At 71.6% G+C, this 21069-nt stretch carries 16 protein-coding genes and 1 pseudogene; 14 read left to right on the top strand and 3 right to left on the bottom strand.

Annotated elements, in window-relative coordinates:
- Window positions 1-3: 3 nt before the first annotated feature.
- Window positions 4-783, top strand: a complete 780-nt coding sequence (locus ACN28G_RS15615; protein ID WP_421479514.1) for an HAD-IIA family hydrolase — start codon at window positions 4-6, stop codon at window positions 781-783.
- A gap of 25 nt (window positions 784-808) precedes the next feature.
- Here ACN28G_RS15615 and ACN28G_RS15610 read toward each other — a convergent pair whose 3' ends face one another.
- Entirely contained in the window at window positions 809-1603 is a 795-nt protein-coding gene (locus ACN28G_RS15610; protein WP_091440380.1) for a hypothetical protein, read from the bottom strand.
- A 240-nt stretch (window positions 1604-1843) separates the two neighbouring features.
- Between ACN28G_RS15610 and ACN28G_RS15605 the strand changes: the two genes are divergently transcribed.
- The 7 genes and pseudogenes from ACN28G_RS15605 to ACN28G_RS15575 all read left to right on the top strand — a co-directional run bounded on the left by ACN28G_RS15605 (window position 1844) and on the right by ACN28G_RS15575 (window position 9869).
- Window positions 1844-2665, top strand: coding sequence for a DUF3097 domain-containing protein (locus ACN28G_RS15605; RefSeq protein WP_091446682.1), 822 nt, complete (start codon window positions 1844-1846; stop codon window positions 2663-2665).
- Window positions 2666-2962: 297 nt separating this feature from the next.
- Window positions 2963-3424, top strand: a pseudogene (locus ACN28G_RS15600) (NfeD family protein); the annotation flags it as partial.
- Window positions 3425-3502: 78 nt separating this feature from the next.
- Entirely contained in the window at window positions 3503-4612 is a 1110-nt protein-coding gene (locus ACN28G_RS15595) for an SPFH domain-containing protein (RefSeq protein ID WP_091440374.1), read from the top strand.
- Window positions 4613-4784: 172 nt separating this feature from the next.
- On the top strand, window positions 4785-5558 hold the full coding sequence (locus tag ACN28G_RS15590; protein WP_421479513.1) for a hypothetical protein: 774 nt from the start codon (window positions 4785-4787) through the stop codon (window positions 5556-5558).
- Between the two features lie 182 nt (window positions 5559-5740).
- Window positions 5741-7942: a transglycosylase domain-containing protein gene (locus tag ACN28G_RS15585; RefSeq protein WP_421479512.1), complete on the top strand. Its 2202-nt coding sequence runs from the start codon at window positions 5741-5743 to the stop codon at window positions 7940-7942.
- Window positions 7943-8020: 78 nt separating this feature from the next.
- Window positions 8021-8935 (top strand): hypothetical protein, encoded by a 915-nt coding sequence (locus tag ACN28G_RS15580; RefSeq protein ID WP_091440366.1) that lies wholly within the window; start codon window positions 8021-8023, stop codon window positions 8933-8935.
- A 226-nt stretch (window positions 8936-9161) separates the two neighbouring features.
- Window positions 9162-9869 carry a hypothetical protein gene (locus ACN28G_RS15575; RefSeq protein WP_091440363.1) on the top strand — a complete coding sequence of 236 codons (708 nt, stop codon included), beginning with the start codon at window positions 9162-9164 and terminating at the stop codon, window positions 9867-9869.
- 45 nt (window positions 9870-9914) lie between these two features.
- Here ACN28G_RS15575 and ACN28G_RS15570 read toward each other — a convergent pair whose 3' ends face one another.
- Window positions 9915-11786 (bottom strand): thiamine pyrophosphate-requiring protein, encoded by a 1872-nt coding sequence (locus tag ACN28G_RS15570; RefSeq protein WP_421479511.1) that lies wholly within the window; start codon window positions 11784-11786, stop codon window positions 9915-9917.
- A 191-nt stretch (window positions 11787-11977) separates the two neighbouring features.
- Here ACN28G_RS15570 and ACN28G_RS15565 point away from each other — a divergent pair, with 191 nt between their 5' ends.
- The gene (locus ACN28G_RS15565) at window positions 11978-12787 is read left to right on the top strand and encodes a TrmH family RNA methyltransferase (protein WP_421479510.1); all 810 of its coding nucleotides are present in this window, start codon (window positions 11978-11980) and stop codon (window positions 12785-12787) included.
- 211 nt (window positions 12788-12998) lie between these two features.
- Here ACN28G_RS15565 and ACN28G_RS15560 read toward each other — a convergent pair whose 3' ends face one another.
- Window positions 12999-13838: a M23 family metallopeptidase gene (locus tag ACN28G_RS15560; RefSeq protein ID WP_421480919.1), complete on the bottom strand. Its 840-nt coding sequence runs from the start codon at window positions 13836-13838 to the stop codon at window positions 12999-13001.
- A gap of 174 nt (window positions 13839-14012) precedes the next feature.
- Here ACN28G_RS15560 and ACN28G_RS15555 point away from each other — a divergent pair, with 174 nt between their 5' ends.
- From ACN28G_RS15555 to ACN28G_RS15535, 5 genes are all read left to right on the top strand, one after another.
- On the top strand, window positions 14013-16082 hold the full coding sequence (locus ACN28G_RS15555; RefSeq protein WP_373868311.1) for a PucR family transcriptional regulator: 2070 nt from the start codon (window positions 14013-14015) through the stop codon (window positions 16080-16082).
- Between the two features lie 160 nt (window positions 16083-16242).
- A complete protein-coding gene (locus tag ACN28G_RS15550; protein WP_091446681.1) occupies window positions 16243-17445 on the top strand; it encodes a dipeptidase in 1203 nt (400 codons plus the stop codon).
- 2 nt (window positions 17446-17447) lie between these two features.
- Window positions 17448-19079 carry an ABC transporter substrate-binding protein gene (locus ACN28G_RS15545; protein ID WP_091440353.1) on the top strand — a complete coding sequence of 544 codons (1632 nt, stop codon included), beginning with the start codon at window positions 17448-17450 and terminating at the stop codon, window positions 19077-19079.
- A gap of 33 nt (window positions 19080-19112) precedes the next feature.
- Window positions 19113-20066, top strand: coding sequence for an ABC transporter permease (locus ACN28G_RS15540; protein WP_091440350.1), 954 nt, complete (start codon window positions 19113-19115; stop codon window positions 20064-20066).
- Between the two features lie 115 nt (window positions 20067-20181).
- Window positions 20182-21069: an ABC transporter permease gene (locus ACN28G_RS15535; protein WP_229688194.1), complete on the top strand. Its 888-nt coding sequence runs from the start codon at window positions 20182-20184 to the stop codon at window positions 21067-21069.

Genomic DNA, 21069 nt, shown 5'->3' with positions numbered 1-21069 from the left:
ACGATGAACGAGCGCAAGCCGGTGCAGAGCTGGCTGACCGACATGGACGGGGTGCTGGTGCACGAGGGGCAGCCGGTGCCCGGTGCCCCGGAGTTCGTCAACCGGCTACGCGCGTCGGGCAAGCCGTTCCTGGTGCTTACCAACAACTCCATCTACACCCCGCGGGACCTGCGGGCCCGATTGACCCGGATGGGGTTCGAGGTACCGGAGCAGGCGATCTGGTCCTCGGCGTTGGCCACCGCCCAGTTCCTCGGTGACCAGCGGCCCGGCGGCACCGCGTACGTGATCGGGGAGGCCGGGCTGACCACGGCCCTGCACGCGGTCGGCTACGTGTTGACCGACTTCGCTCCCGACTACGTGGTGCTGGGGGAGACCCGCACCTACAGCTTCGAGGCGATCACCAAGGCGATCCGTCTGATCAACAACGGGGCCCGGTTCATCTGCACCAACCCGGACGTGACCGGTCCGTCGGTGGAGGGGGCGTTGCCGGCCGCCGGCTCGGTGGCCGCGATGATCTCCAAGGCGACCGGGGTGGAGCCGTACTTCGTGGGCAAGCCCAACCCGATGATGATGCGTTCGGCGTTGAACACCATCGACGCGCACTCGGAGACGACGGCGATGATCGGCGACCGGATGGACACCGACGTCCTCTGTGGTCTGGAGGCCGGGTTGGAGACGATCCTGGTGCTGACCGGGATCAGCACCCGGGCGGAGGCGGAGCGCTACCCGTACCGGCCGTCGCGGATCGTCAACTCGGTGGCCGACCTGATCGACGAGATCTGACCGCCCCGCCGCGCGACGCTGCCGGTCAGAGGCGCAGGGGGGCGTTGCAGGCGGCGACCAGGGCCTGCCGGCAGGCGGCGGTCAACGGTCGTAGGGCGGCGTCGCGTTGCTGGGCCTCGTAGTTGTTGACCGCGCCGCCGGGGGCGGCGTGCCCGGCCAGGGCCAGTACCCGGTCCAGCACGGCGGCGCGGGCGAAGAGGCGGCGGGCGCGGGGGTCGAAGCCCGGCGGCAGGTCGGTGGTGCCGTCGGGGCGGCGCAGCGCGGCCAGCGCCCCGGCCAGTTCGGGCCGCCACTGGGCGACGTCGAGCCGGGTCAGCGCGGCGGTCGTCTCGGCCAGCGCGGCGGCCAGTTCGGCCTCCGCCTCGGCCGCGCAGGGTGCGCTCAGCGCGGCGGCGGACGCGGTGGCCGGCAACGGCCAGACCCGCCACAGTACGGTCTCGAAGGTCATCCCCGACCCGGACGTGTGCGTGCGGACCTGGGGGATCAGTCCCAGCTCACCGGCGACGACGGCCTCACCGGCGAGCAGGGCGGCACCGGTGAAGTCACCCGGGCCGGGCAGCCCGCGCGGGTCGCCGGGGGCCGGCAGCACCAGCCGGATCTCGTCCGGGGAGAGCTTGGCCAGGGTGGGCAGGGCGGCGGAGAGCGGGACGTCGGTCCAGGTGCCGGGGGCGTCGGCGACCAGGTGCTCCTCACCTCCGGCGATCTCCTCGGCGACGTCGTCGTAGGGCACCAGACCGGCCCGCCACGCGCGGACCCAGGCAACGAACCGGCTCGACCGGCGCGGAGCAAGGGTGTCTGCGCCCGTTGCTGGGGAGGACATGCAGAGAAGAGTACGTGGTGAGCGCCGCCCGTGTCTCGACTGCCGACCCGCCCGTCCACGCTCGGTCGTCGATGCGTGTGATGCCCTTTCCTGCACCCTTTGTAGGGCTCTGCCCGAGTGAAAGGAAGGGCCCCTTCCTATCCAGAAAGCGATAGGAAGGGGCCCTTCCTTTCACCCCTGGGGTGGGCTGGGCGGCGCGTCGGGGCTGACGCCGCTGGCGGCCGGGATACCGTGATCGACATGGCGGGGCGATACGGCGAGGACGTGCTGTCCGGGGACTGGCGACGGCGGCGCAGCATCCCCGAGGTGGCCGCCGAGAACGATCTCGTGGTCGAGGACGCCGACTCCGGCTTCTGCGGTGCGGTGGTCGGTTTCGAGTCCGGGGCGGTGGTGCTGGAGGATCGGCACGGCCGGCGGCGCAACTTCCCGTTGCTGCCGGCGGCGTTCCTGCTCGACGGCCAGCCGGTGACGCTGCGCCGGCCGGTGCGCGCGCCGGTGCCGGCGGCCCGCCGCCGGACCGCTTCCGGTTCGGTAGCGGTCGACGACGTCCGGGCCCAGGTGGCCAAGGCCAGCCGGATCTGGGTGGAGGGCATCCACGACGCCGCCCTGGTGGAGCGGATCTGGGGTGACGATCTGCGGGTCGAGGGGGTGGTGGTGGAGCCCCTGGACGGCATCGACGACCTCGACGCGCTGGTGCGCGACTTCGCCCCGGGCGCGGGCCGGCGGCTGGGGGTGCTGGTCGACCACCTGGTCCCCGGCAGCAAGGAGAGCCGGATCGTGGCCCGGGTGAACTCGCCGTACGTGCTGGTCACCGGCCATCCGTACGTCGACGTGTGGCAGGCGGTGAAGCCCGCGGCGCTGGGCATCCGGGCGTGGCCGGTGGTGCCACCGGGGCGGCCGTGGAAGGAGGGTGTCTGTGCGGCCCTCGGGGTGGCTGAGTCGGCCGACATGTGGCGGCGCATCCTGTCCCGGGTGGACAGCTTCGCCGACGTGGAGACCCCGCTGATCAACGCGATGGAACGCCTCATCGACTTCGTGACCGAGCCCACCACCGGTCCCTAGCCGGCGGCGGACCGGACGAGGATGCCCGCCCTTGGCCGACGGCGGACCGGACAAGACCGCCCGCCCTTGACCGGCGGCGGACCGGACGAGGATGCCCGCCCTTGGCCGGCGGCGGACCGCACGAGACCGCCCGCCCTTGGCCGGCGGCGGACCGGGCGTCTCGGCCGGCCCTGGCCGGCGGCGGACCGGGAGTGCCGACCGGCATTCCGGCGGGACCGGCACAGGCTGATCATGACAAATTCATCGAAATGATCATGGAAGTCGGCAGCAGGTGCGCGGACGTGTCACGATCGAGGGGTGGACGCCGTGCTGTGGATCGTACTGGGAGTGGTGCTGGCGGTCGCCGAGATCTTCACGGCGACGCTGTTCCTGATCATGTTCGCGGTCGGCGCGTTCGCCGCCGCGGGAGCGGCGGCGCTCGGCGCCCCGGTGGAGGTGCAGGCGGTGGTCTTCGCGGTGGTCTCCGCGCTGACCACTCTGCTGGCCCGTCCGACGATCCAACGTCACCGGCTCTCCGCGCGGGAGAGCGGCGAGCAGCCGTTCGGCATCGAGGCCATCGAGGGCTCGCCCGCGCTGGTGCTGGAGCAGGTCGACGTCGACCACGGCATGATCAAAATTGACGGCGAGTTGTGGAGCGCCCGTTCCTACGACGCCAGCCAGGTCTTCGCACCCGGTGAGCGGGTGCAGGTGATCCAGGTCCGGGGCGCGACCGCCCTGGTCTGGCGGGACGACATCCTGTCGCCCGGTGAGCTGCCTGACAAGACCGGCGAGTTACGTGACAAGACCGGTGAGCTGCCTGGAAAGACCGATGAGCTACCTGAGAAGAAAGGTGAATAGATGGAATTTATTCTGCCGATGTTGCTGATCGCCTTCGCCCTGATCGGGGTGATCACCCTTGCCAAGTCGGTGCGGATCGTGCCGCAGCAACGTCAGGACGTGGTCGAGCGGCTGGGCCGCTACAAGCGCACCCTGAACCCGGGTCTCAACGTGCTGGTCCCGTTCGTCGACGCGGTGCGGACCAAGGTCGACATGCGCGAGCAGGTGGTCAGCTTCCCGCCGCAGCCGGTGATCACCTCTGACAACCTGGTCGTGTCGATCGACACCGTCCTCTACTTCAAGGTGGTCGACTCGGTTCGGGCCACCTACGAGATCTCCAACTTCCTCCAGGCGATCGAGCAGCTCACCGTCACCACGCTGCGTAACGTGATCGGCTCGCTGGACCTGGAGCGCGCGCTCACCAGCCGCGAGGAGATCAACCGGCACCTCTCCGGGGTGCTGGACGAGACCACCGGCCGCTGGGGCATCAAGGTGACCCGGGTCGAGATCAAGGCGATCGAGCCGCCGCCGAGCATCCGCGACTCGATGGAGAAGCAGATGCGCGCCGAGCGGGACCGCCGGGCGGCGATCCTGAACGCCGAGGGGCACAAGCAGTCGCAGATCCTCTCCGCCGAGGGTGAGAAGCAGGCCGCGGTGCTGCGCGCCGACGGTGACCGGCAGGCCCGCATCCTGCAGGCCGAGGGGCAGGCCAAGGCGGTGCGTACCGTCTTCGACGCGATCCACAAGGCCAACCCGAGCCAGAAGGTGCTTGCCTACCAGTACCTCCAGGCCCTGCCGCAGATCGCCAACGGCACCGCCAACAAGGTGTGGATCATCCCGACCGAGCTGACCCGGGCCCTGGAGGGCATGGGCGGCGCGCTGGGCGGGCTCAGCCAGATGGTCGGCGACGTCCCGACCCAGGAGGCCTCGCAGACCGCGAGCGAGGTCGAGCGGGAGGCCGCCGAGGCCGCCCAGGCCGCCGCCGCGGCGGCCCAGGAGATCCACGACGAGGTACGCGTCGCCGAGGCGCAGGCCACCGGCAACAACGCCCCGAAGGGGCTGCCCGCGCCGGAGCCGGTCGCCCCGGACAGCCTCGTCGACGACCCCGCGAGACACCGCACCCTGGGCTGACTCCTGGGTGACACCGGGGTCGGGCACGTCCCGGCCGACCCCGGGAGAAATGCGAGAAACACTCATGCGGCGTTCCGGCGCCTGCCACGATCGGTCCGAGGACGGGTCGTGAGCGGGAGCCGGGGCGCCGGATGCGTTTCGGCGTACCGCTCCTGGTGGAGCGAGGTGACGCATGAAGGATCCGGCGAACAGGGTGCGCTCCTCGGCCGCGGTGCCCGGCGCGCACGATCCCGCCGGGCCGCTGGGCACCCGGCGTACCGGCGGGGGGTTCGGGGTGTTGCCCTTCCTCGTCGACCCGACGCCGGCCGGACCGGCGACCAACGCCACCTGGGCCTGGTCGGTGCGGCGCTTCGCCCGCGCGGCGGTCTGGCTGCTGCCGGCGTACGCCGTCCTCTACGGCATCGTGGCGATGGCCAGCGACGGCGGGGTGGGCAACGACCCGTACCCCGCCGACGGCCGGGCGGTGTACCTGGTCGGCTGGGTGGCCGCGATCTGGCTGGGACTGCTCGCCCTGCTGGCGCTGACCGGCCTGCTGGCCGCCACCCGCAGCCGCCGCACCGCCGCCGCCGGGCTGCTGGTCAGCATCGCCGGCACGGTGCTCATGCTGCCGTTCGCCGGGCTCGCCGAGCAGACCCCGGTCTTCGGCACCACCGCGCGGGCGCTGGTCCTGGTCGGCGCCACCTGCTACAGCGTGGGCTGGTTCCTCACCGGCTGGGCGGTGGCCCGCTCCGGCACCTTCAGCTACGGCGACGGCGGGATGCTGATGATCGCCGCCCCACTGCTCGGCCTCGGTGGCGCGCTGATCGGCTCGCTGCAGACCTTCGGCGCGATCTTCGTGCTGATCGCCGGGATCGGCATCGGCTACCGTTCCGGCCGGCTGGTCCCGGCCGCCATCGCCCGCGACGCCGCCGCGGCCAGCCTGCCCAGCAGCCCGCCGACCCCGTAAGCGGTCAGCCTGCCCAGCAGCCCACCTACCCCTTGAGCGGCCAGCCTGCCCAGCAGCCCACCTACCCGTTGAGCGGAGAACCTGTCCGGATGTGACCCGGATCTCCGGTCCGAGGGTGAGGTGGGCGACAGGTGCCCGCCGAGGGTGGTCGGATCGCGGCTTTCGCGGCGATGCTTGCTGACATGCCGTCATCCCGGACCACGCTGTCGCGGCTGGTCACCGTGCTGCTCACCGGTGTGCTCGTCGGCCTGGTCGTCGCCGTCGCCGCGCTGCCGGGCAACCTGCTGCTCGGGATCGCCGCCAAGTCGGCGGTCGGGGCGTACGCGGACCTGCCCGACTCGCTGCGCACCCCGGCCACGCCGCAGCGCTCGTACCTGTACGCCAACGACGGCGAGACCCTGATCACCACGTTCTACGACGTCAACCGCAGCGACGTGCCGCTTGCCGAGATCGCGCCGGTGATGCGGCAGGCGATCGTGGCGGCCGAGGACCGGCGCTTCTACGACCACGGCGGCGTCGACCTGCGCGGCCTGGCCCGCGCCCTGGTCGCCAACGTCACCGACGGCGGCACCCAGGGCGGCTCCACGCTGACCATGCAGTACGTCCGCAACGTGCTCAAGAACGACCCCAACCTCACCGCCGAGGAGCGCCAGGCGGCCACCGACCAGACCGTCGGGCGCAAGCTCCAGGAGATCCGGTACGCCTCCGCGCTGGAGCAGCGCCTCGGCAAGGACGAGATCCTGAACGGGTACCTGAACATCGCGTACTTCGGCTCCGGCGCGTACGGCATCGCGGCGGCCAGCCAGCGCTACTTCGCCAAGTCCCCGGCGGAGCTGACGCTTGCCGAGTCGGCGTTGCTGGCCGGTCTGGTGCAGTCCCCGGACGAGTACAGCCCGATCGACGGCGACACCGAGGCGGCGCTCACCCGGCGCGCCTACGTGCTGGACTCGATGGTCGCCACCGGTGACCTCACCCCGGCCCAGGCCGAGCAGGCCAAGGCCGAGGAGTTGACGCTGAAGCCGACCGCCCAGGCCAACGGCTGCACCGCCGCCCCCGACGGCAGCGACACCGGGTACGGCTTCTTCTGCGACTACCTGCGCGGCTGGTGGCTGACCCAGCCGGCCTTCGGCGACACCGTCGAGGAGCGTGAGCAGGCCCTGCGCCGCGGCGGGTACCGGGTCGTCACCACCCTCGACCCGGAGATCCAGGCCACCGCGCAACGTCAGGCCACCGACGTGTACGACTACGACAACAAGCGGGCGCTGCCGATCGCGGCGGTCGAGCCGGGCACCGGCAAGGTGCTCGCCATGGCGGTGAACCGGCACTACAGCGTCGCCGCCAACCCCGACGGGCAGGACAACCACCCGAACACGGTCAACCAGCTCGTCGCCGGGGGCGGTGGGGTCGAGGGCTACCAGGCCGGCTCGACGTTCAAGCTCTTCACCATGCTCGCCGCGTTGGAGAACGGCCGTACCCTGTCCACCGGCTTCGACGCGCCCAGCCGGCTGCCGACCCGCTACCCGGCCGACTCCGGTGACGCCGTCTGCGACGGCCGCTGGTGTCCGGCGAACTCCAATCCGTCCTGGATGGACGGGTACCGGATGATGTGGGACGGCTTCGGCCGCTCGGTCAACACCTACTTCGTCTGGCTGGCCGAGCAGGTGGGCCAGGACAAGGTGGTGGAGATGGCCCAGCGCCTCGGCATCACCTTCCGCTCCACCGCCGACGCGAACTTCGCCGAGAACAACGCCGCGGACTGGGGCTCCTTCACCCTCGGCGTGGCCGCCACCACCCCGCTGGACCTGGCCAACGCGTACGCCACCGTGGCCGCCGAGGGGACGTACTGCGCGCCCACGCCGGTGGAGTCGGTGACCGCGCCCGACGGCACCCGGGTGCCGGTCGGCGACCCGTCCTGCCGGCGGGTGCTCGACGCCGACGTGGCCCGCGCCGCCACCGACGCGGCCCGCTGCCCGGTCGGCCAGCAGTCCGCCTTCGGCCAGTGCAACGGCGGTACGGCCACTGCGGTGAACCGGATCCTCGACGGCCGCCCGGTCGCCGGCAAGACCGGCAGCTCCGAGCAGGCCGCCACGGAGAGCTTCGTCGGCTTCACCCCGCAGGTCGCCGTGGCCGGCATCGCCGCCAACCCGGACGACCCGGGCGACTACGTAGGCGCGGCCGTGCAGGCCCGGGTGATCACCGGTGTCGCCGAGGTCATCTCCACCGCCGTGGACGGCCGGGAGGTCCGGCAGTTCACCGCCCCGAGCCGGGACCTGGTCGGCAACCCGACCCGCCCGGCCCCGCCACCGCCGCCGGCCCCCACCGTCGAACCGCAGCGCCCCGAGCCCGCCGACATCCTGCGCTGGCTCCAGGGCCGTCGGGGCTGACCGAATCCTGGGACGGAGTGAACCGAACCGGGCCGCCGATCGTCAGAGAGGGCGCAATCAACCCTCCCGGAGGACGGCGTGAGCAATTCCTGGAACACCGGCGATCTGTCGCTGTCGGACGTGCCACTCCCCGACGACTACCTCGAAGCGAGCCTGGCCGCGTTGACCCCGCAGCAGCGCGAGGTGTTGTTTGGGAGTGCTCTCCCGGATGTGCGGCCCAGTTGGCCCGCCACCCCGGCCGGCTACGGCGACCTCTCCGTCGCGACCTCGGCGCAGCTCAGACCGGGCTTATCCGGAACACATCCGGGCGGCTCGACCACCGGCGATCTGTTGTCACTGGCACGGGGCGTCGACGATCCAGCCTTCGTCGCCGCGCTCGATGAAAAGGGATGGGTTGACCGGGGTCCGTTTCTTGAGATCCTGAAATTGCTCAGAGACGATGAGATCAAGTTTGTGGCCGCACAGATTACCGATGCCCGATCGATTCTTAACTCGCACGCGGTGCCGCAAGGTGCTCGGGAGAGCGTGTTGAGGTGGGCGAAGGACGGCGTCCCGGCCCGCGTGATCGAAGTATGCCCCGAGTTGTATCGTGCGCTGAACGAGAAGTCTGCTGGCTCCTACTTCCCCAGCCGGACGTGGGTTTACCAGGACCGGAAAGCGGCTGAGGTCCTCAGGAAAGACATTCAAGAACATCCACATACCTCTCGTGGCGCGCGCAAAAGAATCCGTCATGGCGGTACCGCTGCGCTGGGTGACGCGCAGTTCCAGGTTTTCTATGAGAACCCGGAGCAGCAGAAGTATCTTGCCTCCGGGATGAACAAGGTGAGATTCGCTGCCTTCAGCCAGGCCTACGAGCGTGAGTTGGCCCGGACGGCACCGGGACCGAGCGGGACGCAGAGCTTGGCAGCTTCGGCGACCCTGCCGTACGGCGGCCAGGGGGCTTTCGGCCCGCAGTTCCCGGGCGGCCGACCGCAGGGCCGGGGAGGCCCCTGAGGCCGGCATCCAGGCTGCACATTCCTGGTTGTAGTGAGCTCGGGCGGGTGGGTGGGGACAACATCCTGGATTCTGTGGAAAATCTGTGACAGAGGTGTCCCCCTGGTGCTAGGGAGGCGTCACAACTGGCAGCTGTGTGAGGCTCGGGACGGGTGCCGACGCGGGTACCGGACCGCATGACTGCCACAGGTCGGGGTCACGCCACGAGAACGACCAGAGGCCGTAGATGTCGAAGGTCGGCAGCAACCCCGACGGTACGCCGATCGTCCAACTCCCTCCGCACTACCGCGTCGCCGGCCTCGCCGACCTTCTCGGCGTACGCCCCGAGCACCTGACCCGCCTCGACCAACCTGGCGGATACCCCCTCGACCAGCACCTGCTCGACGGCACGGTCACCGACGCAGGCGACGCTTCGGGTGGTGGTTCGGGTGGTTCTTCGTTCGGTGGTTCGTTCGGTGGTTCGGGTGGTGGTTCGTTCGGCGACGGGCCGGCCCAGCGGTACGTGGCCCGGGCCGCCCGCTCCACCCCCGGTGCCCGGCTGTTCGTGCTGGCCCAGCCACCGGCGGCACCCCCGGTGGTGGAGCTGATCCGCCTCGCCGTCGGGCTCGACCTCGCCGTCACCGTCGTCGCCTGCGACCACCGGCACGACGCCGCCGACCCGACCCGACTCCACGGCGTACGCTGGCGCGTCGACGTCACCGGCCCTGCGGCCGAGGTCGACCTACGTCAGCCCTGGTGGCCCAGCCTGGAGGCGGCTGCTACGGACTGCCTCGCCCACCTCGGGTCGGCGGTACGGCAGGCCCTGCCGACCTCCCCACACCGGCCGCTGCCCGCCCCCACCTGGCCTGCCGATCCGGACCTGCCGTCCACCCCCACCGGCCCGATGCCCCCAACGCCGGAGCTTGCGGGGGCGGTGCGGGAGGGGCGGCTGTGAGAGGGGAAGCCTTCTATACCGAAAGCGTTAACAGGGGGCCCTTCCTTACGTCCGGCGGGGGCGGTAGGTGGCGAGGGTGGAGGGGATGCCGCGGCGGATGATGCCGGCGCGGTCGGCGTCGCCGCTCAGGACCGCCCTGGCGGTCTTGCGGGCCTGGTCGAGGGTGAAGTGTGGGGGGAGCATCAGTTCGGCGGGGTCCACCATGGCGTTGATGACGACCGGGCGGTCGGCGGTGAGGACCCGGTGCCACAGGCCGGCCACCTGGTCGGGGGAGTCGACGAGTTCGCCGTGCAGCCCCAGCACCTCCGCCCACCGGTGGTACGCCACGTCGGGCAGGTCCTGACTGGCCGGGTACTTCGGGGTGCCCTCGGTGGAGCGCTGCTCCCAGCTGACGAAGGCCAGGTCGCGGTTGTTCAGCACCAGCACCACGAACCGGGGGTCGGACCACCGACGCCAGTACTTCGCCACCGTGATCAGCTCGTTGACCCCGTTCATCTGCATCGCGCCGTCGCCGAGCAGCGCGACGACCGGGCGGTCCGGGTGGGCGAACTTCGCCGAGATCGCGTACGGCATCCCGCCGCCCATCGACAGCAGGGTCCCCGACAGGCTGGCCAGCATCGGCGGGCGGACCTGGAGGTGCCGGGCGTACCAGGCGGTGGCGGTGCCGCAGTCGACCGCGAGCATCACGTCGTCGGGCAGTACGTCGTTCAGGGTGCTGAAGAGCAGTTGCGGGTTGACCGGGTCGGCGGCCTGCCCGGCCAGGTCCCGCTGGGCGGCCCGCCATGCCGAGGTGGAGCGGGCGATGGTCTCCCGCCACCGGGTCGGCCCCGGCTGGTCGCCGAGCTGGTCGAGGAGGGCCCGCAGCGTCGGCCCGGCGTCACCGGTCAGGTTGACCTCGGTCGGGTAGCGCAGCCCCATCCGGGTGCCGTCCACGTCGATCTGCACCGCGCGGGCCTGCCCCTGCGGCGGATAGAACTCCGAGTAGGGCATGTTGCTGCCGACGATCAGCAGCCGGTCGCACTCCTTCATCAGCTGCCAGCTCGGGCGGGTGCCGAGCAGCCCGATCGCCCCGGTCACCCAGGGTTCGCGGTGGTCGACGGCGGCGTAACCGAGCAACGCCACGGCCACCCCGGCGCCGAGCCGGTCGGCGATCGCGCGTACCTCCTCCTCGGCGCCGAGGGCACCCTGGCCGACCAGCATCGCCACCTTCTCACCGCCGCGCAGCACCTCGGCCGCCCGCCGCAGGTCGGCCGCCGGTGGCACGGTGCTGGCGCTGCTCGGCACGGCGCTGGTGTGGTAGTAGCCGTGCGCGTGCGGCGGGTCCGGCACCGCCGGTTCGTCCTGCACGTCCAACGGCAGCACCAGGGCGGTCACGGTACGCCGGGCCAGCGCCGTGCGGCAGGCCCGGTCCACCAGGTGCCGTACCTGTGAGGGGTGGTCGAGCTGGGCCAGGAAGTCCGCGGCCACGTCCTTGTAGAGGGCGAGCAGGTCGACCTCCTGGTAGTAGCCGCCGCCCTCGGCGGTCAACGCGGTGTTGCCGACCAGCGCCACCACCGGCTGGTGGTCGAGTTTGGCGTCGTACAGGCCGTTGAGCAGGTGGATCGCGCCCGGTCCGCTGGTGGCCAGGGCGCAGCCGAGCGGGCCGCCGCCGTACTTGACGTGGGCGCTGGCGGCGAAGCCGGCGGTCTCCTCGTGGCGTACCTGGACGAACTCCACCCGGTCGCCGGCCCGCTGCAACGCCGAGGTCATGCCGTTGATGCCGTCCCCGGGATAGCCGAAGTACCGGTGCACGCCCCACTGCGCCAGCCGGGCCACGATGTGGTCGGCGACCGTCGCACCGTCGGGTAGCCGGCCGGCACCGGCCGCGCCGTCGGATGGTTGGCCGGCACCGGCCGCGCCGTCGTCCGCTGCGCCCACGGTGTCCGCCCTCCGCCTCGGCTGCCTGTCGCCGGCACCTTCCCCGCCCACGGCCGGAGAAACCCCGATTCCGGCCCCTGACCCGCCGGGCACATCGGCCGCCCCCGGTCGCATCGCCACCCCGGTCGCATCGCCGCCCCGACCGCCACCGCCCCGTGGACAGGGCAGCCGGGTCCGGCAGAATCGTCGCCGTGCCCGTCCACGAGATCACCGACCCCGACGACGACCGGATCGCCGACTACCGCGCCCTGACCGACGTCGAGCTGCGTACCCGGTGGGAGCCCCCGCACGGGCTGTTCATCGCCGAGGGGGAGCTGGTGCTGCGGCGGGCGCTGCGGGCCGGCTACCCGCCCCGGTCGTTCCTGGTCGACGCCAAACGGGCCGACCAGCTCGCCGACCTCGACACCGGGGACGCCCCGGTCTACGCGGCCACCCCGGACGTGCTGCAGCAGGCGACCGGCTTCCACGTACACCGGGGGGTGCTGGCCTCGTTCCACCGCCGGCCGCTGCCGGACGTCGCGCAGGTGCTCACCGACGCCCGCCGGGTGGTGATCCTCGAAGACGTGAACAACCACACCAACCTCGGCGCGATCTTCCGGGCGGTGGCGGCGCTGGGCGTGGACGCGGTACTGCTCTCCCCGTCCTGCGCCGATCCGCTGTACCGGCGCAGCGTACGGGTCAGCATGGGGGAGGTCTTCGCGGTGCCGTACGCCCGGTTGGCGCCCTGGCCGGAGGCGCTGACCGAGGTACGCGCGGCCGGCTTCACCGTGCTGGCGATGACCCCGGCCGACGACGCGGTGCCGATCCAGCGGCTCACCGCCGACCAGCGGGAGCGGACGGCGCTGCTGTTCGGGGCGGAGGGGGCCGGACTGACCGGGGCGGCGATGGCCGCCAGTGACGTCCGGACGGTGATCCCGATGCGCCGCGGCGTCGACTCGCTCAACGTGGCCGCCGCGACGGCGGTCGCCTGCTGGGAGCTAACCCGCGCCGACCCCCTGTAAGGAAGGGCCCCTTCTTAACGCTTTCGGTATAGCGGGGCACCCCTCTCACCCACCGGCGGGCTCGTGGCGCGCGACGAGTGGCAGGCGGCGGTGGCGGGTGCCGAGGAGCGAGTGGCACGTGGCGGGTGGCGGGTGGCGGGTGGCCGAGGGGCGGGTGCCGAGGGGCGGATGGCGGGTGCCGAGTGGCGCAAGCGAGCGAGGTGGCGGGGCCTCAACTGGTGGTGAGGTGCTGGCCGGTCGCGGGCAGCCCGTCGGCCGGCGGGGCGTCGTCGATGCGGATGCCGGTGAACCGCAGCGGCAGGCCTCGGGCGCTCGTCGCCTCAGCGCGGTCCATCAGTTGGGCGTGTACGTGGGGTTCGCTGCTGTTGCCGGAGTTGCCGCACCGCCCGACCGGCTGCCCGGCCTCGACGCGGTCGCCGACGCGCACCAGCGCGGAGCCCCGGGCCAGGTGGGCGACGAGGGCGAAGCAGCCGTCCCCGGCGTCGACGACGATGTGGTTGCCGAGCACCTGACGGGTGCCGGCGATGTCGCGCAGCGCGCCCTCGACGTACAGGTAGAGCAACGACCAGACCCGGGTACGGCTGCGGTGGTCGCGAGCACCGTCGGTGACCCGCACGACGGTGCCGGTCACCATGGCCAGCACCGGCTGGCCGAAGCCGGGATAGTCGCTGGCCGGCCGCATCCCCGGCCCCTCACCCGGCACCGGCCGGGTGGAGGGTGCGCCGGGTAGGGGGTCGTGGATCAGGTCGATCGCGTACGCCTGGCCGTAGCTGCGGGTGCCGTGGCTGGGTACCCGGCTGGCCGGGCTGTTCAGGGCCAGCCACCGACCGGCGACCGGGGGATGGACGTCCCGTACCGATGCGGTCGAGTCGCCGACGGGCAGGAAGATCCCGGCGGCACCGGGCAGCCCGACGCCGGTGCCGGTGAACAGGGCGATCTCGAAGACCGTTCCCGCACCCGGCCAGCTCCAGATGATCAACATTGCCACTACGGCCAGCCCCAGCCCGCCGACGAGCAGGCGACGGGCGGCGCGTTGCAGTGACTCGATCATCGTGGACACGGGGACCAATCTACGAAGACGGGGCAACCAGGGCGAGCCGGGTGCCGGCCCGCGGCGTACGCGGGCGCGGGGTTTACAGCTCGCGGCGTACATGAGTGTGTGTTCAAGGGCTCGCGGCGTACGGCGAGCGCCGGGGGTATCCGACGTCAGATCACGGAGGGTAGCGTGTCGCCCGTGTTTCCTACCGTCCGTGAGGTGCTCGCGCTGTCGTCGGTGCGGCACGGTGCCCCTCGGCTGGTCGCCGGGGAGGCCGGGCTGGACCGCCCGGTGCGGTGGGTGCACGTGACCGAGGTACCGGACATCGCCCCCGAGCTCGGCGGTGGCGAACTGGTGCTGACCACCGGCATCGGGCTGCCCGGTGCCGACGCCGGCCTGCGCGCCTTCGTCGACGCGCTGGTCGACGTCGGTGTCTCCGGTCTCGTGGTGGAGCTCGGCCGGCGGTACGTCGAGGGGACGCCGCGGGCGATGGTGGCGGCGGCGCAGCGGCGTGGGCTGCCCCTGGTCGAGTTGCGCCGGGCCACGCCGTTCGTGCGGATCACCGAGGCGGTGCACGCGCTGATCGTGGACGCCCAGCTCACCGAGCTGCGGGCCACCGAGGAGATCCACCAGCGGTTCACCGAGCTGAGTGTGGAGGGGGCCGGGCCGGGGGAGGTGCTCCGGCAGGCCGCCGAGCTCTCCGGCTGCCCGGTGGTGCTGGAGAACCTTTCCCGCCAGGTGCTCGGGTACGACCCGGCGGGGGAGGACGCGGAGCCGTTGCTGGCCGGTTGGGAGCAGCACTCGCGGCGGATCCGGCCGGCCGGGCGGACGGCGTACGACCCGGACAACGGCTGGTTGGTGACCATTGTCGGCGCTCGGGGGCAGGACTGGGGTCGGCTGCTGCTGCGCTGGCCGGCCGCGGGCACCACCATCGCCGCCGGTGGTGCGGGTGGCCGAGTCGACCAGCTGCCGCCGAACCGGTTGACCATCCTGGTCGAGCGGGCCGCCTCCACCCTGGCGTTGGGCCGGCTGATCCAGCGGGACGCCGAGGGCCTGGAACGACAGATCCACCGTACGCTGCTCACCGCGTTGCTGGAGCACTCCCTGCCGGTGGACGAGGTGGCGCTGCGCGCCCGGGCGCTCGGTGTGGTGCTGGAGCGTCGGCACCTGGTGGGCGTGGTGGTCCGTCCCCGGGGCGACGGACCGGCGGGCACCGGCGACGCCGCGTCCTGGGCCGGCAACGGTGTCGCCCCCCGGGAGGCCGGCGCGATCGGCTGGCCGGGCGTCGGCGGTTGGCCGGGCACCGGCGCCGTGGGCGGGCCGGGCGGCACCGGCGTCGTGGGTGGGCCGGTCGGCGTCGGCGTCGTGGGCGGGCCCGGCACTGACGTCACCGGTGGGCCCCGGCCGGATGCCGGGGCGGCCCGGTTACGGGATCTGGCCGAGGCGGTCGGGCAGGCGTTGCGCGAGACCAGGCTGGTCGGGCTGTACAGCGCGGTGGACGAGCAGGCGGTCGGGGTGCTGCTGGCGCTGCCCGACCCGGCGGCCGAGGAGCGGGCGCTCACCGCGTTCGCTGCCGCGCTGCGCCGCCTCCGACCCGACCCCGCGCCGCCGCCCCCGGCCGGTCCGCTGCCCCGCCAACGTGCCCCGCTGGCTGCGGGGTCGGAGCGGTCGGCCCCGCCGGCTCCCGGTCCCGAGCGGCCTGGTCCGGCGGCTCCCGGTCCCGAGCGGTCGGGCCCGCCGGCTCCCGGCCCCGAGCGGCCTGGTCCGGCGGCTCCCAGGGCCGACCGGGTGGCGGTGCCGGCCGGTTCCGCCGCCCTGATCGTGGCCGTCGGGGCGGGGGTGGCGAGTCTGCGGCAGGCGCGGCACTCGCTGGTGGAGGCCCGGCAGGTCGCCGACGCCGCCCGCCGGGACCGCCGGGACCTGCCGATCTTCCGGTTGCCGCACATCGGGCTGGCCGGGCTGCTGCACCTGCTGCGGGAGGAACCCCGGGTGCAGACCTTCGTCGAGCGGGAACTCGCCGCGCTGCTGGCCCATGACGCCCGGCACCCCCGGGACCAGTTGGTGGACACCCTGCGGGCGTACCTGGAGCAGGGCCGCAACAAGTCGGCGGCGGCCGCCGCGGCGCATCTGTCCCGGCCGGCGTTCTACGAGCGGCTGGCCCGGATCAGCCGCATTCTCGACGTGGACCTCGACTCGGTCCAGGTGTGCCTGTCGTTGCACGTGGCGCTGCTCGCGTTGGACGCGGTCCGCCGCAGCTGAGCAGGGCGTTTGTTGCTGGCGGATTAATTTCGCCCGGCGAGGTAACGGTCGGATAACGGGATCTTCCCAAGAGGTTTCACGTTCGCATAGCGTGCCCCTCGAAGGCAGGAGGTCAGACCTCCATCCTCATGCCTCCGAGTGGACCGAGGTGAGCTGGTTGGTGCAGGACGTAGCCCCCCGATACGACGGATACCGGTCGTTCGACTACCTGGAGCCGCGGGTCGACTACAAGGTCTTCGACCTGGCCCCGCAGCTGGGCCGGGTGCCGGCGCACGACCTGGGTCTGACCGAGGCGCAGCGGCAGCGGGTCAGCCGGCTGCTCACCGAGCAGTTCGCGATCTCGCTGCACGAGCACCCGAAGATCCTGCCGGCCGACGTCACCCAGCTGCGTGACTACAACCGCACCGGCCGCAACTCCTTCGGCTTCGAGGGCCTGGCCCGCTCGGGGATGACCGCGGTCTTCGACAACTTCATGAACGGCACCGGCTGCGTCACCAGCGAGCACGCCTGGAAGTGGGACGACGTCATCTACGACATCGGCCTGCGCTTCGCCGACGTGGCCAAGCAGGACTACGTGGTGGTGGCCACCACCCTGGAGGAGATCTTCACCGCCAAGCGCAACGGCCAGCTCGCCCTGGTGGCCGGGCTGGAGGCGGCCACGATGATCGAGAACGAGCTGGACCGGATCGACATCCTGTACGGCTTCGGCGTCCGGCAGATGGGCATCGCCTACAGCCAGGCCAACATGCTCGGCTCCGGGCTCTCCGAGGTCACCGACGGTGGGCTCACCCACTTCGGCCGCCGGGCGGTGACCCGGATGAACAAGCTGGGCATCGCCATCGACGTCTCGCACTCCGGGGACCAGACGTCCCTGGACGTGATCGAGGCGTCCCGGGTACCGGTCTTCATCACCCACGCCGGGGCCCGCAGCGTCTGGAACACCCCCCGGATGAAGTCCGACGAGACGATCCGGGCCTGTGCCGAGCGGGGAGGGGTGATCGGCATCGAGGCCGCTCCGCACACCACCCTGTCGGCCGAGCACCCGCACCACTCGATCGAGTCGGTGATGGACCACTTCACCTACTGCGTCGACCTGGTCGGCATCGACCACGTCGCGTTCGGCCCGGACACCAACTTCGGTGACCACGTCGGACTGCACGACAGCTTCACCCAGCACCTGGCGATCGGGCAGGCCCACGGCGCGGTGGACCACCCCCGGGTGCCGTACGTCTCCGGCATGGAGAACCCGGCGGAGTGCTTCAGCAACATCGTCGGCTGGCTGGTAGCGCACGACTACTCCGATGACGAGATCGCCAAGGTCATCGGCGGCAACATCATTCGCGTACTTCGGGAGGTCTGGTGACCATGTCCAACATCCGTCGGCCCGGCCGTTGGCGGGTCGCCGTCGCGGTCGGCGCGGCCGCCGCGCTGGCGCTGTCCGGCTGCGGTCTCAACGAGGGCAACGACTCCGGTGGGAACACCTCGGGCGGTGACACGGTGCTGCGCATCGGCACCACCACCGACGTGTCCAACTTCAACCCGCTGCAGTCGCTGAGCAAGACCGACTCCTGGATCCTCAACGCGATGTACCCGCACCTGCTGCGCATCGACGAGAACGCGCAGAAGGCACCGGAGCTGGCCAAGGACTACGGGTACGAGGACGACGGCAAGACCGCCGTGTTCAACCTGCGGGACGACTTCCAGTGGACCGACGGCAAGCCGGTGACCGCCGAGGACGTCAAGTTCAGCGCCGAGAAGATCATGGAATACAAGCTCGGCAACGTGGCCGCCAAGCTGACCTGGGTCGAGTCGATCGAGGCCCCGGACGCCACCACGGTGAAGTTCAAGCTCTCCCAGCCGTACGCGCCGTTCGCCGAGGGCGTCGGCTTCTGGATGTCCATCGTCCCGAAGCACGTCTTCGAGAACGCCGGTGACCTGTCGAAGTTCGCCAACGACTCGGACTGGGTCGGCGCCGGACCGTTCGTGCTGGACAGCTCCACCAAGGGCCAGCGGTACGTGATGAAGCGCAACGACAACTACCCGCTGGCCCCCGGCGGCAAGCCCGCGATCAGCCAGGTCGAGTACCGGGTCTACCCGGACGTCAACACGATGATGCTGGCCCTGCGCAACGGTGACATCGACCTGATGGGCAACCCGGTGCCGGCGTCGGCGGCGAAGACCTTCGAGAACGACGACAAGATCAAGCTGGAGAAGGTCGGCGCGCTGGGCTTCGCCCACCTGACCTACAACATGACCAACAAGGAGTTGGCCAAGCAGGAGGTCCGGCAGGCGCTGTCGATGTCGGTGGACACCAAGGCCATCATCGACTCGGTGCTGCAGGGCGACGCCCAGCAGATGGCCGGCCCGATCTCGCCGATCTTCGGCGACTACGACAACACCGAGCTGCAGCCGTACCCGTTCGACCCGGAGGGCGCGAAGGCCAAGCTCAGCGCGGCCGGCTACACCGACGGCAACGGCGACGGGTTCTTCGACGCGCTCTCCTTCGGGGTGGCCTGCGACCAGTCCAACGCCAACATCACCCGGGTGGTGCAGCTGTTCCGGGAGAGCGCCGCCAAGGCCGGCATCAAGCTGGAGAACGAGTGCGTCGAGCGCAACACCTTCCTGGCCCGCACCAAGAGCGGTGAGTACGACATCGACGCCTCCCAGTGGGGGGTCTTCGACAACCCGATGGACCAGCTGCGCAGCACCTACCTGTCCAGCAACCCGGGTGGCATCAACTACAACCTGCTCAAGTCCGACGAGATGGACCGGCTGATCAACGACGCGGCGGCCACCACCGACCAGGCGGCCTTCGCCGAGAAGATCAAGAACATCGACAAGGTGGTCCACGAGCAGGCGTACCTGACCCCGCTGTACGTGGAGAACTTCCAGTTCGCCTACAACGCCAGCAAGTTCACCGGCTTCGTCGCGTCGCCGTCGGACCTGCTCGGCATGGTCACCGCGTACTCGCTGGCCCAGGTCAAGCCGGTCGGCTGAGCCGACCCACCGTAGAGAAGGGAGGGGGTTCCCGTGGCACGCTTCGTGCTCAGCCGGGCGGTCAAGGCCGTCCTGACCGTCTGGATCGCGATCACCGCGACGTTCTTCCTGCTCCGGCTGCTGCCCGGGGACCCCACGACCCTGATGGTCGAGGGGGACATGACCCCCGAGATGCAGGAGGCGCTGCTGCGCACCTACGGCCTGGACCGGCCACTGTGGGAGCAGTACGTGTCGTACCTGCGGGAGTTGACCCAGGGCAACTTCGGCATCTCGTTCCGGCAGATCCAACCGGTCACCGACATCCTGGTCGAACGGCTGCCGTGGACCCTGCTGCTGGCCGGTACGGCGTTCCTGGTGACCATCGCCGTGGGCATCCCGATCGGGGTGTACGCGGCGGTGCACCGGGGCCGCTGGCCGGACAAGATCCTGCAGGCCGCCGGGATCGGCGGGCACGCCCTGTTCGTGCCGAGCGTGGCGATGCTGCTGCTGGTCTACCTCGGCGCGCAGGCGGGCTGGTTCCCGATCGGCGGGGCGATCGACCCCGACACCCGGGGCCTGGGCGCCTACCTGAGCCTGGCGCACCACCTGGTGCTGCCGGTGGCCTCGCTGGTGCTGGTGCAGCTCGGTCCGTACGCGTTGACCCTGCGGACCAACATGATCGAGGTCCTCGGCGAGGACTACATCCGGGCCGCCCGCGCCCGGGGGCTCTCCACCCGGCGTCGGGTGTGGAAACACGGGCTGCGCAACGCGATCCTGCCCGCGCTGACCCTGATGGGCCTGCAACTGGGCACCCTGGTCGGCGGCGCGGTGCTCACCGAGACGGTCTTCGCCTACCCCGGTGTCGGGCGGCTGATCTTCGAGGCGGTCGGTCAGCGCGACTATCCGGTGCTGCAGGGCGCGTTCATCATGCTCGCGGTCACCGTGGTGGTCGCCAACACCCTGACCGACCTGCTCTACGCCGTACTCAACCCCCGGATCCGGTTGTGATCCTCCGATTCCCGGCCGGGGCCCGGCGGCCGGACCCGGCCCGGCACCGGCCGGCCGGCGCACCGGGCCCCGGCCGTCCAGCCCTGACGGCCGTCGTCGACGGAAGGAGAGTCCGGTGAGCGCTCCGGTGCTGACCGAGCAGACGGTGCCGCCCACCGAGCCCCAGGTCGGGGCCACCCGGGCGGCCTGGCGGAACTGGCTGCGCCAGCCGTCGGCGCTGCTGTCGATGCTGGTGCTGGCGGTGATGGTGCTACTGGCCGTCTTCGCGCCGCTGATCGCCGACGAGCCCAGCGGGACCAGCGCCGAGGTGTTGCAACCGCCCTCGGGCGGGCACTGGTTCGGCACCGACGACCTCGGGCAGGACATCTTCGCCCAGGTGGTCTGGGGCACCCGGACCAGTCTGGTGATCGGGGTGGCCGCCTCGCTGATCGCCCTGCTGCTCGGTACCGCGATCGGGCTGGCCTCGGCGTACGTGCGGGGGGTCGACGCGGTGGGCACGGTGGTCACCGACGTGATGCTGGCGCTGCCCACCCTGCCGCTGATGATCATGCTGGCGGCGGTGGTGAGCCCGAGCGTGGTGACCCTGACGATCATCATCGGGGTCTTCGCCTGGCCCGAGGTGGCCCGGCTGATCAGGTCGCAGGGCCTGGTGGTGACCGCGATGCCCTACATCGACGGGGCCCGGGTGCTCGGGGCCAGCGGCTGGCGGATCGTGACCCGGGAGATCCTGCCGGCGGTGATCCCGCTGATGGTGGTCAGCGTGCTGCTGACCGCCTCCCGGGCGGTGATCTCCGAGGCCGGGCTGAGCTTCCTCGGCCTCGGCGACCCGGACGCCTGGTCCTGGGGGCGGATCCTGCTCAACGCCCAGCGCAGCGGCGTGGTCGCCATCGCCTGGTGGCAGACGCTCTTCCCGTCGCTGGCGATCCTGTTCCTGGTGCTCTCCGCCACGGTGGCCGGCATGCGCTTCAACGACACCCGTGACCCCCGACGCAACGGAGGCTGA

The organism is Micromonospora sp. WMMA1923, from assembly GCF_049179195.1.
In the GTDB taxonomy this organism is placed as follows: Bacteria; Actinomycetota; Actinomycetes; order Mycobacteriales; family Micromonosporaceae; genus Micromonospora; species Micromonospora yangpuensis.
This window is presented reverse-complemented; position numbering and strand designations above follow the sequence as displayed.

Bases quoted from the DNA above. Each gene is read 5' to 3' on its own strand.
- ACN28G_RS15610 (WP_091440380.1), bottom strand. From the start codon at position 1,603: ATGTCCTCCCCAGCAACGGGCGCAGACACCCTTGCTCCGCGCCGGTCG.
- ACN28G_RS15560 (WP_421480919.1), bottom strand. From the start codon at position 13,838: ATGATCGAGTCACTGCAACGCGCCGCCCGTCGCCTGCTCGTCGGCGGG.
- ACN28G_RS15575 (WP_091440363.1), top strand. From the start codon at position 9,162: ATGTCGAAGGTCGGCAGCAACCCCGACGGTACGCCGATCGTCCAACTC.
- ACN28G_RS15590 (WP_421479513.1), top strand. From the start codon at position 4,785: ATGAAGGATCCGGCGAACAGGGTGCGCTCCTCGGCCGCGGTGCCCGGC.
- ACN28G_RS15585 (WP_421479512.1), top strand. From the start codon at position 5,741: ATGCCGTCATCCCGGACCACGCTGTCGCGGCTGGTCACCGTGCTGCTC.
- ACN28G_RS15615 (WP_421479514.1), top strand. From the start codon at position 4: ATGAACGAGCGCAAGCCGGTGCAGAGCTGGCTGACCGACATGGACGGG.
- ACN28G_RS15595 (WP_091440374.1), top strand. From the start codon at position 3,503: ATGGAATTTATTCTGCCGATGTTGCTGATCGCCTTCGCCCTGATCGGG.
- ACN28G_RS15545 (WP_091440353.1), top strand. From the start codon at position 17,448: ATGTCCAACATCCGTCGGCCCGGCCGTTGGCGGGTCGCCGTCGCGGTC.
- ACN28G_RS15605 (WP_091446682.1), top strand. From the start codon at position 1,844: ATGGCGGGGCGATACGGCGAGGACGTGCTGTCCGGGGACTGGCGACGG.